This window comes from Streptomyces sp. RPA4-2 (assembly GCF_012273515.2).
GTDB lineage: Bacteria > Actinomycetota > Actinomycetes > Streptomycetales > Streptomycetaceae > Streptomyces > Streptomyces kaempferi.
On the sequence record NZ_CP050975.2, the window covers coordinates 4,473,916 to 4,497,214 of the forward strand.

At 70.7% G+C, this 23,299-nt stretch carries 20 protein-coding genes and 4 tRNA genes; 12 read left to right on the forward strand and 12 right to left on the reverse strand.

Annotated features, from left to right (window positions below; translation table 11 throughout):
• Position 1: 1 nt before the first annotated feature.
• Together HEP85_RS19455 and HEP85_RS19460 are read left to right on the forward strand one after the other, a co-directional pair.
• Positions 2-76, forward strand: a tRNA-Asp gene (locus HEP85_RS19455).
• A 273-nt stretch (positions 77-349) separates the two neighbouring features.
• Positions 350-550 carry a DUF6274 family protein gene (locus HEP85_RS19460; protein ID WP_168528869.1) on the forward strand — a complete coding sequence of 67 codons (201 nt, stop codon included), beginning with the start codon at positions 350-352 and terminating at the stop codon, positions 548-550.
• A gap of 524 nt (positions 551-1,074) precedes the next feature.
• Here the strand turns inward: HEP85_RS19460 and bldC are convergent.
• Together bldC and HEP85_RS19470 are read right to left on the reverse strand one after the other, a co-directional pair.
• Positions 1,075-1,281, reverse strand: coding sequence for a developmental transcriptional regulator BldC (gene bldC, locus HEP85_RS19465; protein ID WP_003949541.1), 207 nt, complete (start codon positions 1,279-1,281; stop codon positions 1,075-1,077).
• A 646-nt stretch (positions 1,282-1,927) separates the two neighbouring features.
• The gene (locus HEP85_RS19470) at positions 1,928-2,776 is read right to left on the reverse strand and encodes a hypothetical protein (RefSeq protein ID WP_168528870.1); all 849 of its coding nucleotides are present in this window, start codon (positions 2,774-2,776) and stop codon (positions 1,928-1,930) included.
• A 245-nt stretch (positions 2,777-3,021) separates the two neighbouring features.
• On the opposite strand from HEP85_RS19470, the gene HEP85_RS19475 reads away from it, so the two are divergent.
• Together HEP85_RS19475 and HEP85_RS19480 are read left to right on the forward strand one after the other, a co-directional pair.
• On the forward strand, positions 3,022-4,110 hold the full coding sequence (locus HEP85_RS19475) for a Glu/Leu/Phe/Val dehydrogenase (protein WP_168528871.1): 1,089 nt from the start codon (positions 3,022-3,024) through the stop codon (positions 4,108-4,110).
• A 323-nt stretch (positions 4,111-4,433) separates the two neighbouring features.
• Positions 4,434-4,688 (forward strand): DUF3073 domain-containing protein, encoded by a 255-nt coding sequence (locus HEP85_RS19480; RefSeq protein WP_037615441.1) that lies wholly within the window; start codon positions 4,434-4,436, stop codon positions 4,686-4,688.
• A gap of 203 nt (positions 4,689-4,891) precedes the next feature.
• On the opposite strand, the gene purM is transcribed toward HEP85_RS19480, so the two are convergent.
• The 7 genes from purM to purS all read right to left on the reverse strand — a co-directional run bounded on the left by purM (position 4,892) and on the right by purS (position 12,963).
• Entirely contained in the window at positions 4,892-5,992 is a 1,101-nt protein-coding gene (gene purM / locus HEP85_RS19485; protein WP_168528872.1) for a phosphoribosylformylglycinamidine cyclo-ligase, read from the reverse strand.
• A gap of 43 nt (positions 5,993-6,035) precedes the next feature.
• Complete coding sequence (gene purF, locus HEP85_RS19490) at positions 6,036-7,562, reverse strand: amidophosphoribosyltransferase (RefSeq protein WP_168528873.1); 1,527 nt, start codon at positions 7,560-7,562, stop codon at positions 6,036-6,038.
• A gap of 61 nt (positions 7,563-7,623) precedes the next feature.
• Complete coding sequence (locus tag HEP85_RS19495; RefSeq protein ID WP_168528874.1) at positions 7,624-8,439, reverse strand: META domain-containing protein; 816 nt, start codon at positions 8,437-8,439, stop codon at positions 7,624-7,626.
• Between the two features lie 372 nt (positions 8,440-8,811).
• On the reverse strand, positions 8,812-9,645 hold the full coding sequence (locus tag HEP85_RS19500; protein ID WP_168528875.1) for a maleylpyruvate isomerase family mycothiol-dependent enzyme: 834 nt from the start codon (positions 9,643-9,645) through the stop codon (positions 8,812-8,814).
• Positions 9,646-9,746: 101 nt separating this feature from the next.
• Positions 9,747-12,023 (reverse strand): phosphoribosylformylglycinamidine synthase subunit PurL, encoded by a 2,277-nt coding sequence (gene purL / locus HEP85_RS19505; protein WP_168528876.1) that lies wholly within the window; start codon positions 12,021-12,023, stop codon positions 9,747-9,749.
• A complete protein-coding gene (purQ, locus tag HEP85_RS19510) occupies positions 12,020-12,700 on the reverse strand; it encodes a phosphoribosylformylglycinamidine synthase subunit PurQ (RefSeq protein WP_168528877.1) in 681 nt (226 codons plus the stop codon). Before purQ ends, purL begins: the two co-directional genes overlap by 4 nt.
• Complete coding sequence (purS, locus tag HEP85_RS19515; protein WP_153289764.1) at positions 12,697-12,963, reverse strand: phosphoribosylformylglycinamidine synthase subunit PurS; 267 nt, start codon at positions 12,961-12,963, stop codon at positions 12,697-12,699. Before purS ends, purQ begins: the two co-directional genes overlap by 4 nt.
• Before the next feature lie 361 nt (positions 12,964-13,324).
• On the opposite strand from purS, the gene HEP85_RS19520 reads away from it, so the two are divergent.
• From HEP85_RS19520 to HEP85_RS19555, 8 genes are all read left to right on the forward strand, one after another.
• The gene (locus HEP85_RS19520) at positions 13,325-13,642 is read left to right on the forward strand and encodes an Lsr2 family protein (protein WP_168528878.1); all 318 of its coding nucleotides are present in this window, start codon (positions 13,325-13,327) and stop codon (positions 13,640-13,642) included.
• 167 nt (positions 13,643-13,809) lie between these two features.
• Positions 13,810-13,881: transfer RNA gene (locus HEP85_RS19525), tRNA-Gly, on the forward strand.
• Between the two features lie 67 nt (positions 13,882-13,948).
• Positions 13,949-14,024 (forward strand) — tRNA-Gly (locus HEP85_RS19530).
• Between the two features lie 311 nt (positions 14,025-14,335).
• A complete protein-coding gene (locus HEP85_RS19535; RefSeq protein ID WP_329288827.1) occupies positions 14,336-15,340 on the forward strand; it encodes an ABC transporter ATP-binding protein in 1,005 nt (334 codons plus the stop codon).
• Positions 15,337-16,134: an ABC transporter permease gene (locus HEP85_RS19540; protein ID WP_168528879.1), complete on the forward strand. Its 798-nt coding sequence runs from the start codon at positions 15,337-15,339 to the stop codon at positions 16,132-16,134. Before HEP85_RS19535 ends, HEP85_RS19540 begins: the two co-directional genes overlap by 4 nt.
• A gap of 22 nt (positions 16,135-16,156) precedes the next feature.
• Complete coding sequence (locus HEP85_RS19545) at positions 16,157-17,584, forward strand: sensor histidine kinase (protein WP_168528880.1); 1,428 nt, start codon at positions 16,157-16,159, stop codon at positions 17,582-17,584.
• Entirely contained in the window at positions 17,581-18,228 is a 648-nt protein-coding gene (locus HEP85_RS19550) for a response regulator transcription factor (RefSeq protein WP_168528881.1), read from the forward strand. The genes HEP85_RS19545 and HEP85_RS19550 overlap by 4 nt, the downstream gene beginning before the upstream one ends.
• 22 nt (positions 18,229-18,250) lie before the next feature.
• Positions 18,251-18,326, forward strand: a tRNA-Gly gene (locus tag HEP85_RS19555).
• A 55-nt stretch (positions 18,327-18,381) separates the two neighbouring features.
• Here HEP85_RS19555 and HEP85_RS19560 read toward each other — a convergent pair.
• The 3 genes from HEP85_RS19560 to HEP85_RS19570 form a co-directional block, all read right to left on the reverse strand.
• Positions 18,382-19,281, reverse strand: coding sequence for a phosphoribosylaminoimidazolesuccinocarboxamide synthase (locus tag HEP85_RS19560; RefSeq protein WP_329526832.1), 900 nt, complete (start codon positions 19,279-19,281; stop codon positions 18,382-18,384).
• 134 nt (positions 19,282-19,415) lie between these two features.
• A complete protein-coding gene (locus HEP85_RS19565) occupies positions 19,416-20,924 on the reverse strand; it encodes a N,N-dimethylformamidase beta subunit family domain-containing protein (protein ID WP_168528882.1) in 1,509 nt (502 codons plus the stop codon).
• 257 nt (positions 20,925-21,181) lie between these two features.
• Positions 21,182-23,050, reverse strand: a complete 1,869-nt coding sequence (locus HEP85_RS19570; protein ID WP_168533789.1) for a hypothetical protein — start codon at positions 23,048-23,050, stop codon at positions 21,182-21,184.
• Positions 23,051-23,299 lie beyond the last annotated feature (249 nt).

Genomic DNA, 23,299 nt, shown 5'->3' on the forward strand with positions numbered 1-23,299 from the left:
TGGTCCTGTGGAGCAGTTTGGAGTGCTCGCCACCCTGTCAAGGTGGAGGCCGCGGGTTCAAATCCCGTCAGGACCGCAGTAGATACGAGAGCCCGGGTCTTCGGACCCGGGCTCTCGTGCGTCCGGCACCCTCACACGCCGGCACCCTCGTGCGTGTCCGACACCCTCGTGCGTCCGGCACCTTCACGCGCCCGGCACCCTCGTGCGTCCGGCACTCCCGCACTCCCGCCCTCTCGCGCGTCCGACCCCACCCCGCTCCGGCCCCACCCCTGGGGCTCCCGCGTCTTGACGGCACCTCATTCCCCGGGTACCCCGGAAACCAGGGCTCTCGACCCCTTGGAGGTGGCCCATGGCGGCATCGGCCCGGCACGAGACGCGTGCCCTGCTCCGCGCCCACTTGGCGGCCGCTTCCGGGTACCGCCATCTGACGCGGCACTGCCCGATCTGCCACCAACTCCTGAGGCTGGCCATGGAACCCGCTCCGCACGGCGAGGAGGACGAGACCGCGGCGGAGACGGCGGCCGAGGAGGAGAGTCCTTCCAAGGCGTGAGCGGGGACGCCGGGAATACACCTCGCTCCCAACTCCTTTCTCCTTTAGCGCAGGGGAGTCGTGAGCGACAAGGACTCTGGCATGTGACGGGTGTCACCGCATAAGTTTTCAGAACAGCGAAACTTACACCCCACCTACAACTAGTCAATTTAATATGTGCAATTGCACCACCCACCGAGGACTCCCACCGGAGATCCGACAGCCCTCCCCAGACTCCCACAAGGCCGCTCACGGACCCTCCGCGCCGACCGCTCCCGCGACCGCCCGACGCACGGGCGAAGCGTCAAGAGGGCGCGCCCAGGCCGCCGGCGGAGCGCGGACGGAGCCGCGCCAGGACCCGGCGGGGCACAAAAAAATCGCGCTGGACCCGGCGGAGTCCAGCGCGATCGACGACGCACCCTTGTCATGAGTGGAACTGGGTCGGGCGTGAGCCCTGTTGGGGCAGGACCCGCGTCGCTTGAAGCTGTGGTTCGGACGTTCCGGCGGATTGGGGGAGCTGCCGAATTGTCCGTTTATGTAATTGTTCAGGCCTCGCTGCGCTGCTGCGGGATGCCCGCGAGCAGTGCACGGACCTCCGCTTCGCGGTAGCGGCGGTGCCCGCCGAGCGTGCGGATGGACGTAAGCTTGCCGGCCTTCGCCCACCGTGTGACCGTCTTGGGGTCGACGCGGAACATGGTGGCGACCTCAGCCGGGGTCAGCAGCGGCTCGGCATCAGGGGTGCGAGCGGTCATGAGCGGCCTCCTCGGGAGAACCGAACCTTCTCGGTTCTTTCCTCTAAATTCTGCACCTTGACCCGCGTTGCCCGAAATGGCGGACGCGAGTCGAGTCGGTTATAGGACGAACGGCTTGTCCTCGGCACTACAACTACACCATCCGTCCAGCCGCGTCGGCCAAACCGATGGAATTGCCCTCCCAGGTGTTCATCAGCGACGGAAGCCGATGGACCATGCCATAGCGGACAGTCACGACACTGTGACGATCAGTCACAGGACGATCAGGAGTCACCAGACCCCCCATAGCGTGCAATGCGGAGATTCCACCCAAACACGGGTAGAAGGAGCCCTCCCCGGACTCCTTGTCCTATTTTGGCACGGGGAGGGGTAAGCGATGCAAGAGCCAGGTAAGTGCCATCCGTCACGCTTGACGCACCGTTGACGCAAAAGACCGGATCGGGACCTACGTCCCGTAGTCGTGACCTACGTCCTACAGTGGCACCTCTTCGGCGTGCGAGGACCATACGTCAGTTCGGTTGCTGTCGGCTGAGATACGCGTCACATGTCCCGGACAGGACCACGGGACGCACCCGCCCCGCCCGTCCCCGCCCACACCTCAGGACACGCCCGTCCCACGTGATCCACCCGTTCCACCCGGCGGACCTCAGTTCGAGGACTGTCGGTCCCTGACCGAGCGCCAGCGCTCCACGAGCCGCCCGTACGCCTCGCCCGCGGCGGGTCCGTCCCCGTCGCGCAGCGCCTCGATGCCCTCGGCGACGTCCGCCGCCGAGTGATCGTCCTCCAGGTGCCCGGCCGGCAGGGCGTGCACCAGCCCGCCGTAGTCCAGCTCGACCAGCGAGCGCGGGTGGAACTCCTCCAGCCAGCGCCCCACGTCCACCAGGCCGTCGATGAGCGGCCCTTCGTCGAGGGTGTCCCGGAGCGTCTTCAGCGCCCGCGCGGTCCGCCGGCGCGCCTGCACCATCGGCGTCCGGTAGCGCAGCACCGGCGCCGCTCCGTCGCCGCCCGCGCCCTTCTCGTACTCCCGCTCCTCGTCGGAGACGAGCACGAACCAGTTCAGCGGCACCTGCCAGGTCGAGCTGCGGATCCACGGGCGGGCGTCGGGGTTGCGGGCCAGCCAGCGCTCGTAGTCCAGGGCGGCCTGGCGGCGGACGAGCGGGGGCAGCACCGCGTCCAGGACCGACACCGGCAGCTCCTCGCCCAGTTCACCGAGCGCCTGCCAGCCCCGCAGCCGGGTGCGCCAGGGGCAGACGCAGAGCACCCCGTCGACGTCCAGCACGAACGCGTCGGCGCTCTCGTGCACCGGCACGGGGATCGGCGGCGTCGGGAGCAGGTCGGCCAGGGACCGGCGCAGTTCGTCCTGGTACGACGGACGCTCCGCGCGCCGGGCGTAGCGCGCCCAGTGGCCGCGCTCCGGCTCCGCGAAGGCGGCCAGCGGTTCGTAGACGCGCAGATACGACGCGTACGGGACGACCACCGAGGACACCTTGGGCACCTCTGCTCCCTCCCCATCGGGCCGAACACGAAACCCGGGCGGGAACGTGTTCAACCGGCACACGAGCGACCGGGAAACCACTGCAAATCGTCCCACGGCCGTGCGGAAACGTACTCCGGGAGAAGGTGATCCTGAACACTGCGCGGATGGTGACCGGGCGCAGGCTCTACCCTCGTGCCCACGGGGGCCCGCCATCCGCACGGGCACCGTCGTCAACCGCCGCTACTTACCTGGGAGTCACCACAGTGACCGACGTAACCGACGGCGTCCTGCACACCCTGTTCCACTCGGACCAGGGGGGTCATGAGCAAGTCGTGCTGTGCCAGGACCGGGCCAGCGGCCTCAAGGCCGTCATCGCCATCCACTCCACCGCTCTGGGCCCCGCCCTCGGCGGGACGCGTTTCTACCCGTACGCGAGCGAGGAGGAGGCCGTCGCCGACGCGCTGAACCTCTCGCGCGGGATGTCCTACAAGAACGCCATGGCCGGTCTCGACCACGGCGGCGGCAAGGCCGTCATCATCGGCGACCCCGAGCAGATCAAGAGCGAGGAGCTGCTGCTGGCCTACGGCCGGTTCGTGGCCTCGCTCGGCGGCCGCTACGTCACGGCCTGCGACGTCGGCACCTACGTCGCCGACATGGACGTCGTGGCCCGGGAGTGCCGCTGGACGACCGGCCGTTCGCCGGAGAACGGCGGCGCGGGCGACTCGTCGGTCCTGACCGCCTACGGCGTCTTCCAGGGCATGCGGGCGAGCGCCCAGCACCTGTGGGGCGACCCGACGCTGCGGGGCCGCAGGGTGGGCATCGCGGGCGTCGGCAAGGTGGGCCACCACCTCGTGGACCATCTGCGCCAGGACGGCGCCGAGGTCGTCATCACGGACGTGCGGGCGGACTCCGTGCGGCGGATCCTGGACAAGCACCCGACCGGGGTCACCGCCGTCGCCGACACCGAGGCGCTGATCCGTGTGGAGGGACTGGACATCTACGCCCCCTGCGCGCTCGGCGGGGCACTGAACGACGCCTCCGTGCCCGTCCTCACGGCGAGGATCGTGTGCGGCGCCGCCAACAACCAGCTCGCGCACCCGGGCGTCGAGAAGGACCTCGCGGACCGCGGGATCCTGTACGCGCCCGACTACGTCGTGAACGCGGGCGGTGTCATCCAGGTCGCCGACGAGCTCCACGGTTTCGACTTCGACCGGTGCAAGGCGAAGGCCGCGAAGATCTTCGACACCACGCTGGCCATATTCGCACGTGCGAAGGAGGACGGGATTCCGCCGGCCGCCGCGGCCGACCGGATCGCCGAGCAGCGGATGGCGGAGGCGCGTCGCCGCGGCTGACGGAACCGGCCATTCGGAACCCCTCGTTCCGGCTCGTTTCACGCTTGTCAGGGACCCGCCGAGGGAAGACTTGGAGAGAACTCTCACTCCTGTCGGCGGGTCGGGCGCCAAGAAGAGGTTAAAATCGCGGTTGACCAGCGGGGACAGGGCACCTCGCGGGTTCTGGGCCTAGGCGCGTCCTGCGGGCGACGTACCGTATGGGCGCGGGCTCAGGTACCGTGGAAGCCCTACGGACCGGTCTCTCCATGGAGAGCCCGTTCCAGATCATGAACGCGTGTCAAGACTCTGGGGCCACCGAGCCCCGTATCCGAGGGGGTCGAGCCATGGGGCGCGGCCGGGCAAAGGCCAAGCAGACGAAGGTCGCCCGCCAGCTGAAGTACAGCAGCGGCGGGACTGACCTCTCGCGCCTGGCCAATGAGCTGGGCGCTTCGACTTCGAGCCAGCCGCCGAATGGCGAGCCGTTCGAGGACGACGACGAGGAAGACGACCCGTACGCCCAGTACGCGGATCTCTACAACGACGACGATGAGGACGAGGACGACCAGTCCGGTCCCCAGTCCCAACGTCGCGGCGCTTGACGCAACAGCGTCCCTCGCGGTTTCCGCGATCTCTCGTAGCAGATTCCTGTTGGCGGACTTCTGCCGACAGATCTTCGCCGGCGGTTCTCCGTCGGCGGGTTCTGTCGGCAGAATTCTCATGACGAGCAGAATTCGCACAACAGTCGCACTTCACCCGGTCCGGAGCGTCAGCGCCGGACCGGGTTCTGTGCTGCCCGAGGGCATCAGCTCGCGTAGTCGCCGATCAGGGCCGCGCCCGTCGTGTGCTCGCCGCGCTCGGTGATCTCACCGGCGATCCAGGCGTCCACACCGCGGTCCCCGAGGGTGGCGAGCGCCGCGTCCGCCGATTCCTCCGGGACGATCGCGATCATGCCCACGCCCATGTTCAGCGTCTTCTCCAGCTCCAGCCGCTCGACCTCGCCGGTCCGACCGACCAGGTCGAAGACCGGGGCCGGGGTCCAGGTCTCGCGGTCGACGATCGCGTGCAGGCCGTCCGGGATCACGCGGGCGAGGTTCGCCGCGAGGCCGCCGCCGGTGATGTGACTGAAGGCGTGCACCTCGGTGGTCCGGGTGAGCGCCAGACAGTCCAGCGAGTAGATCTTGGTGGGCTCCAGCAGCTCCTCGCCGAGGGTACGGCCGAACTCCTCGACGTGCTGGTCGAGGCTGAGGTTCGCCCGCTCGAAGAGGACGTGCCGGACGAGGGAGTACCCGTTCGAGTGAAGCCCGGAGGCCGCCATGGCGATCACCGCGTCACCCGTGCGGATACGATCCGCCCCGAGCAGCCGGTCGGCCTCGACCACGCCCGTACCGGCGCCCGCGACGTCGAAGTCGTCCGGACCCAGCAGACCCGGGTGTTCGGCCGTCTCGCCGCCCACCAGGGCGCAGCCCGCGAGGACGCAGCCCTCGGCGATGCCCTTCACGATGGCCGCGACACGCTCGGGATGGACCTTGCCGACGCAGATGTAGTCAGTCATGAAGAGCGGCTCGGCGCCGCACACCACGATGTCGTCCATGACCATCGCGACCAGGTCGTGACCGATGGAGTCGTACACGCCGAGCTGCCGGGCCAGGTCGACCTTGGTGCCCACGCCGTCCGTGGCGGAGGCGAGCAGCGGCCGCTCGTACCGCTTGAGGGCGGAGGCGTCGAAGAGGCCGGCGAAACCGCCGAGGCCGCCGAGGACCTCGGGGCGCTGCGTCTTCTTCACCCACTCCTTCATCAGCTCCACGGCGCGGTCGCCCGCTTCGATGTCGACGCCGGCGGCCGCGTAGGAAGCACCGGAAGGGCTGCCCGTCGCCGGAGGTGACTGATCAGAGACAGAAGACATTGCCTGGGATCTTTCGGGTTGGTGAAACGGGGCTCTGCGGCACTTACGGGCGACGGATGGCGTCAGCCGCGGCCGTGGCTGCGGGACCCGCGGCCAGCTCGGTCTCCAGGAGCTGCTTGCCGAGCAGCTCGGGGTCGGGAAGCTCCATCGGGTACTCACCGTCGAAGCAGGCCCGGCACAGGTTCGGCTTGTCGATGGTGGTGGCCTCGATCATGCCGTCGAGAGAGATGTACGAGAGGGAGTCGGCGCCGAGGGAGGTGCCGATCTCCTCGATGGTCATGCCGTTGGCGATCAGCTCGGCGCGGGTCGCGAAGTCGATGCCGAAGAAGCAGGGCCACTTCACGGGCGGGGAGGAGATCCGGATGTGGACCTCGGCCGCGCCGGCCTCGCGGAGCATGCGCACCAGCGCGCGCTGGGTGTTGCCGCGGACGATCGAGTCGTCGACGACGACCAGCCGCTTCCCCTTGATGACTTCCTTCAGGGGATTCAGCTTCAGGCGGATGCCCAGCTGCCGGATGGTCTGCGAGGGCTGGATGAAGGTCCGGCCGACGTACGCGTTCTTGACCAGACCCGCGCCGAACGGGATTCCGCTGGCCTCCGCGTAACCGATCGCGGCGGGCGTCCCGGACTCCGGAGTCGCTATCACCAGATCAGCCTCCGCAGGGGCTTCCTTGGCGAGCTTGCGGCCCATCTCGACACGGGACAGATACACGTTCCGGCCGGCGATGTCCGTGTCGGGGCGGGCCAGGTACACGTACTCGAAGACACAGCCCTTGGGCTTCGCTTCCGCGAATCGCGAGGTGCGCAGGCCGTTCTCGTCGATGGCGACGAACTCGCCCGGTTCGATCTCGCGGACGTACGCGGCACCGCAGATGTCGAGGGCGGCGGACTCGGAGGCGACCACCCAGCCGCGCTCCAGCCGGCCGAGGACCAGCGGGCGGATGCCCTGCGGGTCACGAGCCGCGTACAGGGTGTGCTCGTTCATGAAGACGAGGCTGAAGGCGCCCTTGACCTGCGGGAGGACCTTCGCGGAGGCCTCCTCCACGGTCAGCGGCTTGCCGTCGTCGTCGACCTGGGCCGCGAGCAGCGCGGTGAGCAGGTCGGTGTCGTTGGTGGCGGCCACCCGGGTGGTGCGGCCGTCCTGCTTGGGAAGGTCGGCGACCATCTCGGCGAGCTGCGCCGTGTTGACCAGGTTGCCGTTGTGGCCGAGCGCGATGGAGCCGTGCGCGGTGGCACGGAACGTCGGCTGGGCGTTCTCCCAGACGGAGGCACCGGTGGTCGAGTAGCGGGCGTGACCGACCGCGATATGACCTTGGAGCGAACCGAGCGAGGTCTCGTCGAAGACCTGGGACACGAGGCCCATGTCCTTGAAGACGAGGATCTGGGAGCCGTTGCTGACCGCGATACCCGCGGATTCCTGGCCTCGATGCTGGAGGGCGTAGAGCCCGAAGTAAGTGAGCTTGGCGACCTCTTCACCGGGGGCCCAGACTCCGAAGACGCCGCAAGCGTCCTGGGGGCCTTTCTCGCCGGGGAGCAGATCATGATTGAGTCGACCGTCACCACGTGGCACGGTTCCGAGTGTAGGCGAGATCGACCACTGGTCCGAATTGGGGATACGGGGCCGCGGCGGCTCACTTGTCGGCGGACGCCGTCACGTGCGTGCCGTTTGTGCTGGTCAGAGCGATACTACGGTGATCCAGCACGTAGGCGACCGTGCTGTCGAAGAGGCCCAACAGGGCGCGCTCGGTGCTCATGAGTGAGGCGTCGCACACCATCCGGGTGGTCCTGGCCGCGCCGAGGGTGATATGTCCGTCGCGGACGGTGGCTTTCGCGGAGACGTCGTTGCAGCCGAGACGGCCGGAAAGTGTCCCCTGGCGCTGGTCCAGGACGAAGTACGCCGCGGCTCCCGCGGGCACGGGCCGGGCCGCGTCGCCGACGCCGACGGACGTGATGGTCCACTTGGTGCCGTGGAGCGGGACGTCCGCCTCCTTGGTGAGGCCGATCCGGTCGCCGGCGCGGGTGGTGAGGGTGAGTTTGTCGCCCTTGACCGCGGTGGTGAACGTGTCCCGGCCGAAGACGCGGACCAGGCTCCTCTCGAAGGCCATCGGGGTCTTCCCGCAGGCCATCTCCGTCATCCGGACGTCGCCGAAGTCGACGCGGTCGTCCTTGAGGGTGGCGGTCGAGCCGAAGCCGTTGCAGCCGAGGTTGCCGCTGACGCGGCCGTCCCGGTCGATCCGCAGGTAGGCGCCGCCGGGCGAGCGGGTGGTCCTCCCGTCGACGGTGAGGCTGTCGACGTTCCAGTGGACGCCGGTGACGCCGGTGGCGTGCGCCGCGGTGACGGACGACGAGCCCGTCCCGGCGGGGTCACCGCCCGCCGTCTCGGTGCCGCAGGCCACGGCGAGCGGAAGCAGGGTCAGGACGCTGAGGGTCAGTCGCTGCTTGTCCATGGCGATGGGACGGGGCGGGTGGGGTGGTCGGTTCCCTCCGGTAAGCCGCGCGGGCCCGTCGGTGTCGCGCGCGGATCGCCTCGCTTAAGCGTTCGCGCGGGGCGCTCCGCGGGCGTACGGCCGGCGCCGCGAGGGGCCGGCGGCCCGCGCCGCGAGGGGACGGGCGGGTCATGCCGCGAGGTATGGGCGGCTCGCGCCGCGAGGGACCGGCGAGGCCCACTGTGGCGGCCGCGCGGGCCTCGTCGCCGCGCATACGCGAGCCACCGGAGCGGCGCACGGGGCACGCGGCGCACGGGACCTGCGACGACGGATACGCAAGGCCCCCAGCAGCGGGCTCATGGGTCCCGGGCCGCTCCGGTGGCGAGGGGCGGGTCAGCCCATGAGCGGCAGGAGCGAGGCGAGATCCGCCCGCTCCCCGCTCGCGCCGACCTTGGCCTCGTCCAGCGCCGTCCGCCAGTCCACGCGTCCCGTCGCGAGCCGGATCCAGGTCAGCGGGTCCGTCTCGACGACGTTCGGCGGCGTGCCCCGGGTGTGCCGGGGGCCCTCCACGCACTGCACGACGGCGTACGGCGGGATCCGCACCTCCGTCGACGCGCCGGGCGCCTTCACGGCGAGCGCGTCGGCCAGCAGCCGGGTGCAGGTGGCCAGGGCCTGGCGGTCGAAGGGGATGTCCGTCCCGGCGGCACGGTTCAGGTCGTCGGTGTGCACGACGAGCTCCACCGTGCGGGTGACGAGGTAGTCGGCGAGGGTCATGGCGCCGGTGGGGGCTCCGGCCGCCCGGTCGGAGCCGGGGGTCCGGGGAAGCGTGGCGAGCAGCCGGCCGTCGGGTGCGGTGGCCAGTCGCTCGGCGTACCGCTCCCCGGTGCGGGCGTAGAGCGCGTCGAGGTCGGGGTGGTCCGCGGCCAGGCGGCGCGTGCCGTCGGCGATGTCGGCCGCCCGCCCGGCGGTGGCGAACGGCCAGTCGAGCAGGACGACTTCCCTGATCGCGGGTTCCGGAAGGTCGAGGTTGCGGCTGACGTTCTCCAGGGCCGTCGTGATGTGCGCGGCCAGTTCCCGCACACTCCAGTCCCCGAGGCCCGAGGCCCGCGCCAGCCGCTCCTCGTCGAGGTCGCGTACGCCGTCGCGTACGTGCGCGAACTGCGCGAGCACCGCCGCGCGCGTCTTGACGGGGTCGTAGGTGCGGGTGCGTTTCCTGGCCGGGGGCATGATCTCCAGGGTAGGCGGTGGACGGATCCGGGCGCGTGCGAAGGCCCCGCCCGGAATTCCCTTCCCCGGGCGGGGCCTTGACGCGCGTACGGCTCGCGGTGCTACGCGAGGAGCGCCGGGATCGTCTCCTCGTGCGCGGTGCGCAGCTCCGTCAGCGGGAGCGCGAATTCGCCCTGCACCTCGACCACCGCGGTCGCGTCGGACTCGGTCCCGTCCACGACACCGATACGGGTGACGGGCAGGCCCCGCGCACCGCACATGTCGTTGAAGCGGAGCTCCTCCGAGCGCGGGACGGCGACGACCGCGCGGCCCGCCGACTCCGAGAAGAGGAAGGTGAAGGCGTCCAGACCGTCGGGCACGACCAGCCGCGCGCCCTTCCCGCCGAGCAGCGCCGATTCGACCACGGCCTGGATCAGACCGCCGTCGGACAGGTCGTGCGCGGAGTCGATCATGCCGTCGCGGGAGGCGGAGATGAGGATCTCGCCGAGCAGCCGCTCACGCTCCAGGTCGACCCGCGGAGGCAGCCCGCCGAGGTGGTCGTGGACGACCTGCGACCAGGCCGAACCGCCGAACTCCTCACGGGTGTCGCCGAGCAGGTAGAGGAGCTGTCCCTCTTCCTGGAAGGCGACCGGCGTGCGGCGGGCGACGTCGTCGATGACGCCCAGCACGGCCACGACCGGGGTCGGGTGGATGGCGGCCTCGCCCGTCTGGTTGTAGAGCGAGACGTTGCCGCCGGTCACCGGGGTGCCCAGCTGCAGGCAGCCGTCGGCGAGACCGCGGACGGCCTCGGCGAACTGCCACATGACGGCCGGGTCCTCGGGCGAGCCGAAGTTCAGGCAGTCGGAGACGGCGAGCGGCTTCGCACCGGTCGTCGCGACGTTGCGGTAGGCCTCGGCGAGCGCGAGCTGCGCACCCGTGTACGGGTCGAGCTTCGCGTACCGGCCGTTGCCGTCCGTGGCGATGGCGACGCCGAGTCCGGTCTCCTCGTCGACGCGGATCATGCCCGAGTCCTCGGGCTGCGCCAGCACCGTGTTGCCCTGCACGAAGTGGTCGTACTGGGAGGTGATCCAGGACTTGGAGGCCTGATTGGGGGAGCTCACGAGCTTGAGGACCTGGTCCTTGAGCTCCTCGCCGGTCGCCGGACGCGGCAGTTTGTTCGCGTCGTCGGCCTGGAGGGCGTCCTGCCACTCGGGGCGGGCGTAGGGGCGCTCGTAGACCGGGCCGTCGTGCGCGACCGTCCGCGGGTCGACGTCGACGATCTTGCCGCCGTGCCAGTAGATCTCCAGCCGGTCGCCGTCGGTGACCTCACCGATGACGGTGGCGATGACGTCCCACTTGTCGCAGATCTCCAGGAACCGGGCGACCTTCTCCGGCTCGACGACCGCGCACATGCGCTCCTGCGACTCGCTCATGAGGATTTCCTCGGGAGAGAGCGTCGAGTCCCGCAGGGGTACGTCGTCCAGGGTCACGCGCATACCGCCGGAGCCGTTCGAGGCGAGCTCGGAGGTGGCGCAGGACAGTCCGGCCGCGCCGAGGTCCTGGATGCCGACGACCAGCTTCTCGGCGAAGGCCTCCAGGGTGCACTCGATGAGGAGCTTCTCCTGGAAGGGGTCGCCGACCTGGACGGCGGGACGCTTCGACGGCTTGGCGTCGTCGAAGGTCTCGGAGGCCAGGATGGAGGCGCCGCCGATGCCGTCGCCGCCGGTGCGGGCCCCGTAGAGGATGACCTTGTTGCCCGCGCCGGACGCCTTGGCGAGGTGGATGTCCTCGTGCCGCATGACGCCGATGGCACCGGCGTTGACGAGGGGGTTGCCCTGGTAGCAGGAGTCGAAGACGACCTCGCCGCCGATGTTGGGCAGTCCCAGGCAGTTGCCGTAGCCGCCGATGCCGGCGACGACACCCGGCAGGACGCGCTTGGTGTCGGGGTGGTCGGCCGCGCCGAACCGCAGCGGGTCGACGACCGCGACCGGACGGGCGCCCATCGCGATGATGTCGCGCACGATGCCGCCGACGCCGGTGGCCGCGCCCTGGTAGGGCTCGACGTACGACGGGTGGTTGTGCGACTCGACCTTGAAGGTGACGGCGTAGCCCTGGCCGACGTCGACGACACCGGCGTTCTCGCCGATGCCCACGAGGAGCGCGTCGGACTGCGGGGCCTTCTCGCCGAACTGGCGCAGGTGCACCTTCGAGGACTTGTACGAGCAGTGCTCGGACCACATCACGGAGTACATGGCGAGCTCGGCGCCGGTCGGGCGGCGGCCGAGGATCTCGACGACCCGCTCGTACTCGTCCTTCTTCAGGCCCAGTTCGGCCCAGGGCAGCTCGACGTCGGGGGTCGCGGCCGCGTTCTCGACCGTGTCCAGAGGCGTGCGGCTCATGCGGTGACCAGCTTCTTGAGGATCGAGGTGAAGAAGGGGAGGCCGTCGGTGCGGCCGGAGCCGACGAGGGGCTCGACGGCGTGCTCCGGGTGGGGCATCAGACCGACGACGTTGCCCGCCTCGTTCGTGATGCCGGCGATGTCGCGCAGCGAGCCGTTCGGGTTGACGTCCACGTAGCGGAACGCGACCCGGCCCTCCGCCTCCAGCATGTCGAGCGTGCGCTCGTCGGCGACGTACCGCCCGTCCATGTTCTTCAGCGGGATGTGGATCTCCTGGCCGGACGCGTAGTCGGTGGTCCAGGAGGTCTCCGCGTTCTCCACCCGCAGCTTCTGGTCGCGGCAGATGAAGTGGAGGTGGTTGTTGCCCAGCATCGCGCCGGGGAGGAGATGCGCCTCGGTGAGGACCTGGAAGCCGTTGCAGATGCCGAGAACCGGCATTCCAGCCTTCGCCTGCCCGATCACGGTCTCCATCACGGGCGAGAAGCGCGAGATGGCGCCCGCCCGCAGATAGTCGCCGTACGAGAAACCGCCGGGCAGCACCACGGCGTCGACCTGCTTGAGGTCCTTGTCCTTGTGCCAGAGGGCGACGGGTTCGGCGCCCGCGAGCCGGATGGCGCGCTGGGTGTCACGGTCGTCGAGGCTGCCCGGAAAAGTGACGACTCCAATACGAGCGGTCACTTTCCTGCCTCCACCTTCTCGTCCTCCACCTTCACGGTGAAGTCCTCGATCACGGTGTTGGCGAGGAAGGATTCCGCCAGTTCGTGGATGCGGGCGAGCGCGGCGTCGTCGACCGGTCCGTCCACTTCCAGTTCGAATCGCTTTCCCTGACGTACGTCGGAGACGCCTTCGAAACCGAGACGCGGCAGTGCACGCTGCACCGCCTGGCCCTGGGGGTCGAGGATCTCCGGCTTGAGCATGACGTCGACTACGACGCGTGCCACTGGCACTCCCGGTGTGTGGTGCTGAGCAGGTCCCTTCAGACTACCCGTACAAAATTTCTACCCGCGTAGATTCGTAGAATCCTACGTGAGCCCGATCACGATCCCGCATCGACGCGGGGGCCTGCACGGAAAATCCTGGGAAAAACCGCAGAAGAGCGGTGGGACCCCATTGCCTCCTGACACGCGGAAGGATTTAGTCGGGCTTCACAATGCAATGCCCGGCACTGTACAAAGGAATTGGCAATAGCCGATACTTTGCCCAATAACAGCCGGACAGTCGGCATCTCTCCGACAACTCCGTGACGTCCACGCACGTCATGGGGTGTGATCGCGGAGGTGCCGCGCGAAGGGACCGATATTCGTGGCGCAGCGTGTCGTGGTCACTCTCTTCGACGACATCGACGGCTCGGAAGCGGCGGAAACGATCGCCTTCGGACTCGACGGCAAGTCGTACGAGATCGACCTCAATCCAACCAATGCCAAGAAACTGCGTAAGGCCCTCGCCCCCTACGTCGAGGCCGGCCGCAAGCAGTCGAAGTCCGGGAAGGCCTACACGCACACGGCGTTGACGCCCGACCCGGCCGCCGTCCGCGCCTGGGCCCGCTCCAACAAGCTGGACGTGCCGCCGCGCGGCCGCATCCCGAAGAAGGTCTACGAGGCCTTCGCCGAAGCGCACTGAGGCCCGCGCTCCCCTCCACTCCGGGGCGCCCCCACCGCCGGGGGCGCCCGCGAGGGCCCGTCAGCGGGCCTTGGCGGCAACCGACTTGCGCAGACCCCCAGGAGATCAGCTAGAGTCTGGAACACGCCGAGGGGCAAGGCCGAAAGGCCCGAACCCCGAGGAGTCACGCGGGTGTAGTTCAGTAGCAGAACATCCCCCTTCCAGGGGGAAGGCGCAGTGTGCAATTCCTGTCACCCGCTCTGCAACCCTTACCGATCAGGTAGGGTGGTGCTCGCACCGATCGGTGAAAGCCGGTCGGGGGCAAATGCGGACGTAGCTCAGTTGGTAGAGCGCAACCTTGCCAAGGTTGAGGTCGCGAGTTCGAGCCTCGTCGTCCGCTCCAGCAAGCAAAGGCCCCGGTCAGTCGACCGGGGTCTTTCTCGTACGCCCACGCTTGTATCCCGTCACGCTCGCCTGTCCACCCTGCGCGTGGTCGCACCACTGGCGCACGTGCCGAAGGCGTGTGTCGAAGTCGCGTCTCCAAGGCGTGTGTCCGGGGCGTGTGTCCCGCCCTTGTGCCGAAGGCGTGTGTCGGTGGATCCCGGCGAGAAGGGACAGCGAGAAGGCACCGGCACGCCGGCGTCTGACATTTGTCATGCGGAGTCATGACACCGCGCACTGCTGCCGCGTCCGTTCCCCGGGGACGCTGATTTCATGAACACGAACGAACACGATGACGTGATTGAGGTCACCGATCTGCGGCGCGTGTACGGGGGAGATTTCGAAGCCGTGCGCGGGGTCACCTTCTCCGTGGGCCACGGTGAGCTCTTCGCCCTGCTGGGAACGAACGGCGCGGGCAAGACCTCCACGGTCGAGCTGCTCGAAGGCCTCGCCCCGCCGGCCGGCGGACGCGTCCGGGTCCTCGGGCACGATCCCTACCAGGAGCGCGCCGCCGTCCGGCCCCGGATCGGCGTGATGCTGCAGGAAGGCGGCTTCCCCTCCGAACTGACGGTCGCGGAGACCGTACGGATGTGGGCGGGCTGCACGAGCGGAGCACGGCCCACGGCCGAGGCACTGGACCTGGTGGGGCTCACACGACGGTCCCGCGTACGGGTGAAGCAGCTGTCCGGAGGCGAGAAGCGGCGCCTGGACCTGGCGCTCGCCCTCCTCGGCCGCCCCGAGGTCCTCTTCCTCGACGAGCCGACGACCGGGCTGGACGCCGAAGGGCGCCGGGAGACCTGGGAGTTGGTGCGGGAACTGCGCGACACGGGCACGACCGTACTGCTGACCACGCACTACCTCGAGGAGGCGGAGCAACTGGCCGACCGGCTCGCGGTCCTCCACGAAGGGCGCATCGCGGCCTCCGGCACCCCCGCCGAGGTGACCGCGTCCCAGCCGTCCCGGATCTCCTTCGAACTGCCCGCCGGTTACTTCCCCGGGGACCTGCCACCGCTCGCCGCGCTCGGCGTGACCGGCCACGAGACCGCGGGCCGCACCGTGCGGCTGCGTACCGCCGAACTCCAGCGGACCGCGACCGGGCTGCTGCTGTGGGCCCGGGACGAACAGGTCGAACTGCGGGGACTCGACGTGCGGTCGGCCTCACTGGAGGAGGCGTTCCTGCGGATCGCGCGGGACGCCGCCGGTACCGATGCAGACGCCGGGGCCGGTTCCGGTGACCGTGCCACCGGGGCGACGACGGAGAAGGAGGCCGTGGCATGAGCGCGGCGACAGTGACCGGCCCCCGTACGGGCACCACCACGACGGGACGGATGGCGGCGCTGGCGCGCGCCGAGCTGACCCTCCTGAGCCGTACGAAGGCGACGCTCGCCGCCGCCGTGTTCGTGCCGCTGGCCCTGCCGTTCAGCCTGCGCTCGACCGTCGGCCAGATGGATCTGAAGGGCACCGGACTCTCGGCCGGCTCGGTCGTCCTGCCGTCCTCCGTCGGATTCTCCCTCCTCTTCGCGGTCTACAGCTCGCTGGTGAGCGTGTACGCGGCCCGCCGCGAGGAGCTCGTCCTCAAGCGGCTGCGCACCGGGGAGCCGCGGGACGCGGAGATCCTCGCGGGCGCGGCCCTGCCCTCGGTCGCGATCGGTCTCGTACAGTGCCTGGCCCTGACCGTCGCGTGTGCCGCACTGCTGGACGTCGGGGCACCCGAAGCCCCCCATCTCGCCGTCCTCGGACTGCTCCTGGGCCTGGCCATGTGGCCTCCGCTCGCGGCCGTCACCGCGAGCCTCAGCAGGAGTGTGGAAGGCGCCCAGGTGGCCGCCATGCCCCTGATGCTGCTGTCCCTGCTCGGTTCGGGCACCTTCGTGCCCCTCCAGGTGATGCCCGGCGCGCTGGCCTCGGCCTGTGAACTGCTGCCCCTGACCCCGGTGATCACCCTGGTCCGCGGCGGCTGGACCGGCGGCCTGTCCGCGCACGACACCCTGGGCGCCGTCGGGACGGCGGTGGCCTGGATCGTGTTCGCGGTGTTTGCTGTACGGCGGTGGTTCCGCTGGGAGCCGCGGCGGTGACCACGGACACGCGGAGGTCGGCATGAGCAGGCCGGGTGGCTGGTGGCAGGACAAGAGCACGCCGGCGAAGGTCGAGACCTACACGCGCTGGTCGTTCCACTTCTTCGCCCTGATCGAGATCACCACGATCGGACTGCCCCTGTTCGCGAACGTGCCCGGCACGCTGTCCTGGTGCCTGTTCCCGCTGGTGTGCGGGCACTCCGTGCTCTGCGCGGTGACCGCCTCGAGGACGCTGGACTGGACACGCGGCACCCGTGACCGCCCGCGGCGGATGCTGACCGCGCTGGCGGTGACCACCGCTCTGGTGGCCGTGGTCGCGCTCACCCTCTCGGGCACGGACTGGCGTCCGGCGACCGACGACGAGGTGCGCCTGGGCGCCTCGATGTTCGTCGGCGTCATCGCCTTCGGCACCGGGACTCTCGCCCTCGGCACACGGGACCGACGCCGGATGGCGCATGTGGTGGTCGGCGCGACGGTGGGTGCCGGAGCGGCGTCGTTCCCGCTGGGCTTCCCCGGCCCCGCCACGCTGATCATCACCGGCACGGTCCTGCTCACCGCCGGATTCCTCGCCTTCACGGCCGCCTTCTCCGTCTGGCTGCTCAACGCCGTGTACGAACTCGACGCGGCCCGCGAGACCCGGGCCCGCCTCGCGGTCGCCGAGGAACGGCTGCGCTTCGGGCGCGATCTGCACGACGTGATGGGCCGGAACCTCGCGGTGATCGCGCTGAAGAGCGAACTCGCCGTCCAGCTGGCCCGGCGCGGGCGGCCCGAGGCCGTGGACCAGATGACCGAGGTGCAGCGGATGGCCCGGGAGTCCCAGCGCGAGGTACGCGAGGTCGTGCGCGGCTACCGCGAGGCCGACCTCACCGTCGAACTCGCGGGCGCCCGGGGCGTGCTGACGGCCGCCGGCATCGCCTGCGAGGTGACCGGTTCCGCGCCGGGACTTCCCACGCAGGTCCAGTCGGCGCTCGGCTGGGTCGTACGGGAAGCGACCACGAACGTGCTGCGGCACGGGGACGCGCGGCGGTGCGGGGTCTCCCTGCGGGTGGCGGACGGGAAGGTCACCCTCACGGTGGAGAACGACGGGGTACCGGACGCGGTCGCCGCCGGCCCTGGAGCGGGAGAAGGCCCCGGAGCGGGAGAAGCCTCCGGGCCGGGCGGGGGCACCGGGCCACGTGGGGGATCCGGGCCGGGCGGGGGCTCCGGGCTCGTGGGCCTGCGGGAGCGGCTGGCCGAACTGGACGGCACCTTGCGGGCCGGACCGGCCGACGGCGGCACGTTCCGTCTGACGGCCGAGATTCCGATGCCGGAGCAGCCGATGGCGGAGCAGCCGGAGCCGCATCCGTCGGAGACGCATCCCTTGGAGGCCGATCCCTTGGAGGCGGATCCGTCCGAGCCGTATCCGTCGGCGGTGCCCGTGCCGCGTCGAGCGAACGAGGTCAGACCATGACGCACGTACCTTCCCCCTCACCCGTACCGCACGTACCGCCCGTCCGTCTGCTGCTCGCCGACGACGAACATCTGATCCGGGGAGCGCTCGCCGCGCTGCTGGGGCTGGAGGACGATCTCGTGGTGGTCGCCGAGGCGGCGACCGGGCCCGAGGCGCTGGCGATGGCACGGGCGCACGCTCCGGACGTCGCCGTGCTCGATCTCCAGATGCCAGGGGCCGACGGTGTGAGCGTGGCCACATCGCTGCGGGCCGAACTGCCCGGCTGCCGGGTGCTGATCGTGACGAGTCACGGGCGGCCCGGCCATCTGAAGCGGGCGCTCGCGGCAGGTGTACGCGGCTTCGTCCCGAAGACCGTCAGCGCACGACGGCTCGCCGAGATCATCCGCACCGTGCACGCGGGAAACCGTTATGTGGACCCGGAGTTGGCCGCCGACGCGATCTCCGCCGGGGACTCCCCGCTGACCGCGCGGGAGGCCGAGGTGCTCGAGTTCGCCGCCGACGGGGCGCCCGTCGCGGAGATCGCGGAGCGGGCCGCGCTGTCGCAGGGGACGGTACGGAACTATCTGTCGTCCGCCGTCTCCAAACTCGGTGCGGAGAACCGCCACGCGGCGGTGCGTCTCGCACGGCAGCGAGGTTGGGTATAGTTGCTCTCGCACCACAGCGCATGCGGACGTAGCTCAGTTGGTAGAGCGCAACCTTGCCAAGGTTGAGGTCGCCAGTTCGAACCTGGTCGTCCGCTCCAGTGAAGAAGCCCCCGGCCTCAGGCCGGGGGCTTCTTCGTGTGCTCGCCGGCGCCCTCAGCTCCAGCTGGTGCCGGTCAGCCGCTCGAACGCCTCGATGTACTTGGCGCTGGTCGCCTCCACGACATGCGCCGGGAGCGCGGGCGGCGGCTGCTCGCTCCCGCGGTCCCAGCCCGACTCGCCGGACGTCAGCCAGTCGCGGACGAACTGCTTGTCGAAAGACGGCTGGGCACGGCCCGGCTCCCACGCGTCGGCCGGCCAGAAACGGGACGAGTCCGGGGTCAGCACCTCGTCGGCCAGGACGAGGGTCCCGTCCTCGTAGCCGAACTCGAACTTGGTGTCGGCGAGGATGATCCCGCGTTCACGCGCGATGTCGCGGGCGCGGCCGTAGACGGCGAGGGTCGTCTGGCGCAGTTGGGCCGCGGCCTCGGCGCCGACCTGGCGGGCGACCTCCTCGTAGGAGACGTTCTCGTCGTGCTCACCGACCTCGGCCTTGGCGGCGGGGGTGAAGATCGGCGCGGGGAGTTCCGAGCCGTCGACGAGCCCCTCCGGGAGGGCGAGACCGCAGACCGTGCGGGAGGCGTCGTACTCCACGAGGCCGGAGCCGGTGAGGTAACCGCGGGCGACGCACTCGACCGGGACCATCCGCAGCGACTTGCAGATCAGGGTGCGGCCGGCCCAGTCGGCGGGGGCACCGGGCGGGAGTTCGGTGCTCAGTACGTGATGAGGGACCAGGTCGGCGAGCTTGTCGAACCACCACAGGGAGAGCTGGGTGAGGACCCGGCCCTTGTCGGGGATCTCGGTGGGCAGCACCCAGTCGTAGGCGGAAAGTCGGTCACTGGCGATCATCACGAGGTCGCCCGCCTCGTTCCGGTACAGGTCGCGCACCTTGCCGGTGTGCAGATGCACCAGACCCGGGACCTGGAGGGGCTCGGGCTTTTCGACGAATCCGGACACGGTTCCTCCCCGTATTTCTGTCCAAGTGGCTCGATTCTCCCGTATGCGGGGAGCGGCTCCGGCCACGGGGTGCCCGGACGGGGACGGGGAGGTGCGGCACGGGGTGTGCGGCGGGTGCGCGCCGCGCCGCCTGCTCAGTCGCGTTTGCAGATGCGGTCGAGCAGGTTGGCCGTGGCCCGCTGGACACGGGTGTCGACGTGGCCCGGCCGGTCCAGGGCCGGGGACCAGGCGAACGTCCCGGACGCGAAGACCAGCGCGCCGGAGGGGGCCCGGTAGAGGGAGGTCTCCTGGTGGCGGACGGCGCCCTCGCTGTCCCGGTACGGGGAGTGGGCGAGGAGGATGCGGCCGTGGTGCTCCGGCAGCGGGGCCCGGGGGAAGTAGCGGTCGGCCTCGCCCGCGACCATGCCCTCGAGTTCGTCGCCCTCGTGCGCGCCGGTGGCGTCCCACAGCCAGTGGTCGGAGTTGCGCACGACCAGGGGGTGGGGGTCGGGGACCCGGCCCGCGTACTGGATGCCGATGAGCTGCTGCTCGGGCCGGTCGATCTCCCGCCACAGCGACGGCTTTCCGGGGCCCCTGCGTTTGCGGCAGGTCAGCAGGCGGTCCGCGACACCGGACGGTGAGGGGCCCAACTCCACCTGCCAGTACATGGTGTTGGCGGAGAGGAAGACCAGCGAGGTGCCGTGTGCGCTGGCGAGTTCCGCGGTGCGGCGCATGGCCGGAGACCAGTACTCGTCGTGGCCCGGGAAGACCAGGCCGCGGTATCGGGTGGGGTCGACGCGGCCGGCGTGCAGGTCGCGGGCGTCGGCGTAGGCGAGGTCGTAGCCGTAGCGCTCGGCCCAGCGGATGAAGTCGTAGGCGTGACCGACGTGCAGGGGGAGACCCGCGCCGGCGTACGGGCGGTCGAAGGAGACCGTCGTCGCCGCGTCCGCCTCGCCGAGGAGCCGGCCGCCCTCGTCCCACGCGTGATAGAGGCTGGCGCCCGTACGGCCGTCCTCCGGGTAGAGGTTGTACGCCTGCCAGGTGACGTCCGGGAGCAGGAGCAGCAGGTCGGCGGGGTGGTTGTCGCGGACCGTGAAGGGGACGTGGGAGCGGTAGCCGTCGGCGGTGGTCAGTACGGCCACGTACGCGCCGATGTTCCAGTAGCTCGGGATCTGCAGGCGCCAGGACAGCCACCAGTGGTGGCAGGAAACGGTTCTGTCGGCGGTGAGCGGCGGGGGCTGGACGATCCCGGAGAGACGGGGGCTGGTGGTGATCTTGCTGGCGCCGTCGCCTCCGTAGTGCCCGATGCGGTAGATGTCGACGCTGAATTCCTGGGGCGGGTCGACGGTGACGTGGAAGTCGATGGCCTCACCCGGGGCGGCCGCGCCGTTGGAGGCGAAGCCCTTGATCTGGCGGTGCACGTCGTCCGCGGAGCGGGGACCCCCGATCCTGGGCTGCGGAATGGCACCCTTCACCGGCTTCGAGGCGTCCCGCAGGAGGGTGGCGCCCGGAGCGTGGTCGATGTACCAGGGGACGACGTGCCCGGTGTCGTCGAAGTACTGCTCGTCGCCGCGGAGCCAGGGAACGGGTCCCTGTCCGAAGGGGTCCGTCACGGCGTGCGCGAGAGCTCCCGACTCCCAGCGGCGGATCTGCTCCGATCCCATGCCTGCTCCCCTCCCTCGGTGCCCCCGTCGGTTCTGTAAGTCCCTGTTCTGCGCGCGAGCCTCTGCCCTGCGCGCGATCGGTCCCAGCACATCACATTACGCACGCACTCCGTCACCGTTCGTCGCGAATTGACGTGAACGGAACGGGGGAATCCGGACCCGGGCGGGAGAATCCGGACCGGGGTGAGTGGGAAGGGTCCCACTCACCCGGCGCCGGGCCCGGTACTCGGCTCGGCACCGGCGCGTCGCCGTCGTGCTCAGACCAGCCGGACCGGCTTCTCCGGGCGGACCCCGAGGCGGCGGAGCCAGTCCCGGAGAGGAGCCGGGTCCCCGTCCTCGACCAGCGTCAGGACGCGCGGGCCGAGATCGGCGGCGCGCTCGCCGCCGACCAGGAGGGACGGTCCGTCGAGCCAGTCGAGCCCCGGCGCCGCGCCCGCGGTGTCCATCGCGGCGCAGCAGACCATCGCGGTGACGTGGTCCGCCAGCAGCTCGCGTCCGGTGCGCGGCGGCTGGAGCGGGAAGAGCGGCAGCATCCCGTCCTCCCAGAACGCCAGGTCGGGACCCGGCTGCTCCGCGCCGCCACTCGGTACGGAGACCGGCACCGAGGCCTCGTCCCGGGCCAGCTCCGCGCTGAGCCCGGCCGCGAGCGCCGCCGTCCGTTCGCTGCCGAGGCCGAGACCGCCGTCGTCCTCGTCGGCGCCCATCCGCTCGTACGCTCCGCGCCGCTTGGCGACGAAGGGGACGGAATCCGGCTCCGGGGCCGTCCCGGAGGCGGCGCGTGTACCGCCGCCCGCGTCAGCGCCGGCGCCGGTGTCTGCGTCTGCGCCGGTTTCGGCTTCGGTCGGTGGCGCGGTCAGATGGTCCAGGACGCGAGCCAGTGTCGGGCCGCCACGGTCGGGCACCGTCGGGTCCGGGGAGTGCCGGACGCCCAGCGCGTCCAGGACCCGGTGCAGGCGGGCCGCGTCGGCCCGCCAGGTCCGGTCGACGACCTCGTCCGGATACTCCTGCCAGTCCACCGGAGCCCAGTCGGGCCCGGTCTCCGCGGGCCCGCCGTGGAAGAGCCGGGCGGCGAGCAGCGAGGCCGCCTCGTCCACCGTGCCGGGCTCTTCGAGCAGGTCGCAGGCGGGGCGCTCGCCGAGGCGTGAGGTGAAGCCCTCGGCCAGCCGGTCGCGGCGGGAGAGCTCGGTGAGGGCCGCGACGACCCCCACGTCCAGCCGGGACGGCCAGCGGCCCATCCGCCAGGCGGGCAGCGCGACGCGGTTCAGCAGCCGGTCCCAGCCCGCGTAGGCCAGGCCCACCTGTTCCTGGGCGACGATCCGCAGGCCGTAGTCCACAGCCTGTGCGCGCTCGGCCGCGGCGGCCGCCACTCCCCGCTCCATCTCGGCCGCGTGCCCCCGGCAGCTGCGCAGCAGCAGGCGGGTCACCCAGCCGACACCGGCCAGCACCGTGCGGACCACCGGGCCGTGGGCGGGCGCCGAGGTCACGGCCACGGCCGCGTCCAGCCCCCGTACGAAACGGCGGGCGGCGGCTATGTCGGGGTGCGCGGAGGGACCCGTACCGGCGACGACCGGGGCGAGGACCGCGCGCAGCTCGCCGACGCGCATCCACCACAGGAAGGGCGAGCCGATGACGAGGACGGGAGCGGCGGAGGTCCGGCGGACGTACGCCGAGGACCCTCGGACGCCCGTTATCTCGTCCCTGGCCTCGGTCGGCGGCGGACCGTGCGCGGGGTGGGTGCGGTCCTCCAGCCAGCTGTCGCAGTCCGGGGTGAGCGCTATCGCGGAGGGGGGCGGGACGTCGAGGCGGTCGGCCAGGTCCCGGACCATGCGGTACAGGTCGGGGGCGGACTCCTCCGCGATCGGGACCGTGGGGCTCACGGCGGGCCGGGCGCGGGCGACCACGAGCGCGATGCCCGCGGCCGCGAGGAGGACGAGGCAGGCGAGGACCGTCACGACCCAGCGTGTGACGGGCCAGGGCCCGCCGGTGAGGTGACCGGTCGAGCCGCCGACGAGCAGCACGACGGCGACAGCCGCGGGCAGCAGGGCTACGGCCAGCGCCCGGCTGCGGATCCGCAGCACGGCGAGAGCCCGGGAGCGCGCGGTCTGCGCGCCCACCTCCACACCCATACCGGTCACGACCGGAGGTCACCCCCTACTGTCCGCTCGTACGGGGCTGTTCGACAGCCCGCGCCGGCGGATGCCCTGGCTTTGCTCACTCCCCCACTGTGGCACCCGCCACCGACATCGCAATGCCGGTGGGCCAAGTGCCGGAATGCTTTCGCCGCACCCTAGTTGGGGCCTCGGTCCCCGTCAGGCGGTTGGGGCATCGCTCACTCGATGGAATGGCTTTGGGGAAAGGTGGATGACCGTGGGCAA

Bases quoted from the DNA above. Each gene is read 5' to 3' on its own strand.
- HEP85_RS19460 (WP_168528869.1), top strand. From the start codon at position 350: ATGGCGGCATCGGCCCGGCACGAGACGCGTGCCCTGCTCCGCGCCCAC.
- bldC (WP_003949541.1), bottom strand. From the start codon at position 1,281: ATGACCGCTCGCACCCCTGATGCCGAGCCGCTGCTGACCCCGGCTGAG.
- HEP85_RS19480 (WP_037615441.1), top strand. From the start codon at position 4,434: ATGGGGCGCGGCCGGGCAAAGGCCAAGCAGACGAAGGTCGCCCGCCAG.
- purM (WP_168528872.1), bottom strand. From the start codon at position 5,992: ATGTCTTCTGTCTCTGATCAGTCACCTCCGGCGACGGGCAGCCCTTCC.
- HEP85_RS19495 (WP_168528874.1), bottom strand. From the start codon at position 8,439: ATGGACAAGCAGCGACTGACCCTCAGCGTCCTGACCCTGCTTCCGCTC.
- HEP85_RS19500 (WP_168528875.1), bottom strand. From the start codon at position 9,645: ATGCCCCCGGCCAGGAAACGCACCCGCACCTACGACCCCGTCAAGACG.
- purL (WP_168528876.1), bottom strand. From the start codon at position 12,023: ATGAGCCGCACGCCTCTGGACACGGTCGAGAACGCGGCCGCGACCCCC.
- HEP85_RS19535 (WP_329288827.1), top strand. From the start codon at position 14,336: ATGAACACGAACGAACACGATGACGTGATTGAGGTCACCGATCTGCGG.
- HEP85_RS19540 (WP_168528879.1), top strand. From the start codon at position 15,337: ATGAGCGCGGCGACAGTGACCGGCCCCCGTACGGGCACCACCACGACG.
- HEP85_RS19545 (WP_168528880.1), top strand. From the start codon at position 16,157: ATGAGCAGGCCGGGTGGCTGGTGGCAGGACAAGAGCACGCCGGCGAAG.
- HEP85_RS19550 (WP_168528881.1), top strand. From the start codon at position 17,581: ATGACGCACGTACCTTCCCCCTCACCCGTACCGCACGTACCGCCCGTC.
- HEP85_RS19565 (WP_168528882.1), bottom strand. From the start codon at position 20,924: ATGGGATCGGAGCAGATCCGCCGCTGGGAGTCGGGAGCTCTCGCGCAC.
- HEP85_RS19570 (WP_168533789.1), bottom strand. From the start codon at position 23,050: ATGGGTGTGGAGGTGGGCGCGCAGACCGCGCGCTCCCGGGCTCTCGCC.